This is a genomic window from Alistipes sp. ZOR0009 (assembly GCF_000798815.1).
Lineage (GTDB): Bacteria > Bacteroidota > Bacteroidia > Bacteroidales > ZOR0009 > Acetobacteroides.
The window spans coordinates 1-3,847 of record NZ_JTLD01000005.1 but is presented as its reverse complement, the minus strand read 5'-3'; the positions used below and the strand labels follow the sequence as shown (position 1 = coordinate 3,847).

8 protein-coding genes are annotated in these 3,847 nt (G+C 37.6%); all 8 read right to left on the bottom strand.

What is annotated here, in order from left to right; translation table 11 throughout:
* Nucleotides 1-244: 244 nt before the first annotated feature.
* Nucleotides 245-550: a hypothetical protein gene (locus tag L990_RS02395; RefSeq protein WP_156121285.1), complete on the bottom strand. Its 306-nt coding sequence runs from the start codon at nt 548-550 to the stop codon at nt 245-247.
* Nucleotides 551-698: 148 nt separating this feature from the next.
* The gene (locus L990_RS02390; protein WP_047445160.1) at nt 699-1,160 is read right to left on the bottom strand and encodes a hypothetical protein; all 462 of its coding nucleotides are present in this window, start codon (nt 1,158-1,160) and stop codon (nt 699-701) included.
* Nucleotide 1,161: 1 nt separating this feature from the next.
* Nucleotides 1,162-1,815 (bottom strand): SprT-like domain-containing protein, encoded by a 654-nt coding sequence (locus L990_RS02385; protein WP_047445158.1) that lies wholly within the window; start codon nt 1,813-1,815, stop codon nt 1,162-1,164.
* Nucleotides 1,816-1,824: 9 nt separating this feature from the next.
* On the bottom strand, nt 1,825-2,286 hold the full coding sequence (locus L990_RS02380; RefSeq protein WP_156121284.1) for a hypothetical protein: 462 nt from the start codon (nt 2,284-2,286) through the stop codon (nt 1,825-1,827).
* The gene (locus L990_RS02375; protein WP_047445153.1) at nt 2,261-2,518 is read right to left on the bottom strand and encodes a hypothetical protein; all 258 of its coding nucleotides are present in this window, start codon (nt 2,516-2,518) and stop codon (nt 2,261-2,263) included. Before L990_RS02375 ends, L990_RS02380 begins: the two co-directional genes overlap by 26 nt.
* Before the next feature lie 44 nt (nt 2,519-2,562).
* Nucleotides 2,563-3,003 carry a hypothetical protein gene (locus tag L990_RS02370; protein ID WP_047445151.1) on the bottom strand — a complete coding sequence of 147 codons (441 nt, stop codon included), beginning with the start codon at nt 3,001-3,003 and terminating at the stop codon, nt 2,563-2,565.
* Between the two features lie 115 nt (nt 3,004-3,118).
* A complete protein-coding gene (locus L990_RS02365) occupies nt 3,119-3,418 on the bottom strand; it encodes a hypothetical protein (RefSeq protein ID WP_047445149.1) in 300 nt (99 codons plus the stop codon).
* Nucleotides 3,419-3,537: 119 nt separating this feature from the next.
* A partial coding sequence (locus L990_RS20175) for a hypothetical protein (RefSeq protein ID WP_047445147.1) occupies nt 3,538-3,847 on the bottom strand: 310 nt, incomplete at its 5' end.

The window sequence follows — 3,847 nt, the reverse complement described above, 5'->3', positions numbered from 1 at the left end:
GTGGTCGCGCTGGTCGCCATAGGTCTTGTACTGCTCAAATAGCCTCGCAAAATCGGCATCCGTAGAAACGCCTCCGCTTAAACCTTGCATGCGCACGTATATCTCGGCATGAATGCTCTCGTGGATTAGCGCTTATACCTCTACTTATACTCAAAACGAGGAGAAGACGCGTCCAAGCGGGCGCCTTCTCCCTTTTGCCCAAAAAGGTTATAATTTCGGAATCTCTAGTGCAAATCTAGATCTTCTAGATATCCGCGCAAGGATCATAAGTAACCAGATACGCATTACCAACATTATTCTTAAGGCTATCCTTCGGAATAACGTAAATATTCTTACCCCTAAAAAGTCGTAAGAGCGTAGTATCCGGTTGTGTTGCCACCCATTCGGAGGTTATCACGTCCTGCAAGGTGTCTATATTCACTTTTACCGAGGTAATCTTTTCCAGATAATTCTTAGGAAACCAGAATGTGTTAAAAGGACACCCATCTCCAGCGGCTTTATCTAGAGTAAATATTCCCATTATATTACGTCCCGTTGGCGTTTTATTCATTTTAAAGTAACTTTTAGGATAATCGGTTGTGAATAGGATATAAATGCTATCATTACATGTAATATCTTGACACAAGAAAAGACTTAATAGTAAAACACCTATTTTCATTATATAAAAGTATTACTTACAATCCCTACTATCATATTCCTCACTGTCCTCGTTCCAAAAATTCACTAACAAATAAGATTTCATATGCAGGCCCTCTGTATGCTCCCATATCTAATAATGGCACTAAAAAAACAGCAACGTGCTTTCTATCGTTTTCGACTCCAATCAAACCCAGAGTATCTATAAACCCCTTATCGTCAAGTGTACTCAGATAGTCTAGATTATATACACGTTTATATGCCTGTAACTGTTTGGGAGAGACAAACATCTTCTCACTAAGAATATTTGAATACATTAGGGTATGCGACACCATATTTGTTCCTGCTATTCTAAACAGCACATCCCCATTATTGCAATTTACAACCTTAGTTACTCCCTTATTGGTTGACACATCTAACGGGGCATACATATGACATTTATACAAAAAAATGACCGTATCCCGCTGTGCAAACAGCGTATGAACCATAAAGCTAGCGAACAATAGTAATATTATCTTCTTCATTTCAATTACATTCTTTGCTTACTACAATCATTTTATTTAAAACTTCGTGAACTTTCGTCGAAAAAGTCGGATCATTTTTTGCATTTTTTACATATGCATCTGTTCCTGTCAAACCAGACCAAGACATATACCTTAATTCCTCATCTGTAAACGTCTGACCTAGATCATTTCGTGAAATAAACTCTTTTAAACCTATTTCCATAGTATTAGAATACTTTGCCATATATTCATGCTGATTAGTTCCACAGAATAAATCCCAGTTAGAGGCAAAATCTAAATCTAGAGACAGATATACCCCTTTATTATTTTTTAAAGGGTAGCTAAGCGGATCTAAAAGTACCAATTCAGCAAAAATATATGCATGAATGGCTTCATGAATTATAGTATTGGCCATTTGAAGAGTTGTCGCATTATTCATATAATCTTTAGAAATTATTATTGTAGCTTTATTAGAACCTTCTTCATAACGAGCCCATGCTTTACGATTAGGAGAAACAGTATCAGACACAATGAATTTGCAGTCAAAACCATTTCGCCCCCAGTAGTCCTTAAGCAGCTTCCCCACCACCGTGCTAGGGTCGTATATCGAGGTATTCGTCTTTCCCTGCAGCTTCGCCAAAATGCAGGCAGCTTTCGTACAACAGGCTGCCTGCATTCTGAATTATTACATTACATCAGGAGGTAAATATGCCACCTTATATACTCGGAACTTACCATCCTTTTCATCTCTAATATCAACGAGGTAAAGAATAATACTCTCGTTCATCATAAAATGAGCTTCTTCCCTAAAAGACTTCTGGAACCACGCTCCATCGTAGCACCTTTTGCCCTCAAATAAATCTTTACCTGCATAAAAAGAGGTATCCCCCTTCTGCTTAATCCAGTCAACCAGTTTAAAGTTGTCAAATACGAAATCAAAAGAGGTATTGAGTTTATCTGACTTAAATGTAAAGTAAATACAACGCAACTCTTTTTTTTCATACAAGTTGTCCAAGGTTTGAGTCTTGGATTGGCTGTCAAAAATCAAGTAAACAGGCTCCATCTCTTGAGCCATAGCATTTAGACTAAAAAGAAAGACTAATATGCCTATTAAACGACTTCTATTGGGGACAATTTTTGGTTTCATCTTTTGCATCTATAAATGCTTGGTTAAATGCTGACATAAACTTTGGATCTTTCTTCATCGCTGCCCCTTGCGGGGTGTTCATTAGGCCTCGCCAAGCTAACATGGTGTACATTGTTTTATAGTCGAAATTCCCATCTGAATTTTTCCATGCATCAAACCTTCCTCTAAAGGTTTTATGAAAATCCTTGATATCACCAAAAACATTTGGGACTTTAACGATCCTGATGAGCATACTTACCTCCCCCTTATTTATGCAAAAAACCAGGCACAACTACCCTACTCCACATTTAAAAAGTTGCTTTCAAAGGTAAACTCATAAGCTTTATACCCCCTATCATCCTTGTCAAGCAACGGGATTAGGTAGTAAACATGACCATACTGAAGATATCCGAATCGATCGATAAACTGCCTTCCTGTCAATGAGGTTAAGTATGATAAATTATACCTTTTCCTCAATAAAAACAGATCCTGTCTTGACAAATATATCCACTTATCGTACTTCCCCACATGGGCTAACTCGTGAGTAAGTGAAAATGGGGTACTAATTTCTATGTTAAACCATGTTGAATCTGATCTTAACTTATAGGTGAGCGAATCAGACATTACCTTACACGAATTCTTCACGCTACCATTAAAAATAAAATAGATCGTATCCTTCTGCGCCTTAACACACGCTGCTGCCAAGATAAAAATTAGAAAAAAAGCTATCCCTTTCATAAGTTTATTATAATAGCTTCTACGTTACTATCTACAGTACATCCACCAACCGTCAGGCTCCTAACCTAGATAAATAAGTTAGAACAAAGTAAAACCTCGTCCTAACTTAAATTGCCTATATTTTCTCACAAGGCTTATAGGTAGTTAAATACGCCTTACCTCTGCTATTCTTAAGGCTATCCTTCGGAATAACGTAAATATTCTTACCTCTAAAAAGCTTTATGAGCGTAGTATCTGGTTGTGTTGCCACCCATTCGGAGGTTATCACATTCTTTAAGGTATCCAGCTTTACGTTGATGATACTTTGCTCTGAAGAATACTTATAATACCAGAAACAATTAGTAGGACAATCTCCCGATGTTTTATCCAGAAAAAAAGTCCCTAGCATATTCTTTTCTCTTGTAGTAGGCTCCATCCTAAAGTAACTTTTGGGATAGTCTGATGAGAACAAAATATAAACCTTATCGTTGCATATAGTAGTTTGATGCAAGCAAAAACTCCGAAAAAAAGACAGATACTTCATCGTTAACCAAATTATTTACAATTACTAACATCACACATTGAAGCTGCTTTCCTGTACTTATCATACATGTTATACCATTCTGCATTTTGTATATTTCTATTGTATGCATTGGTATTTTGCAATCCATTATAAGCCATCATGCTGTAGAACTGACTGTAGCTAAAATCACCCTCATATACCTTACCCACATTCGCATCAAACTCCGCCATGTACCCCGCATCATGGTACGCCTGTAGGCCTTGCGCTATCAGGTTCACGTAGTCCGACTCGGCCATAATGTTGTGGTCGCGCTGGTCGCCATAGGTCTTGTACTGCTCAAAT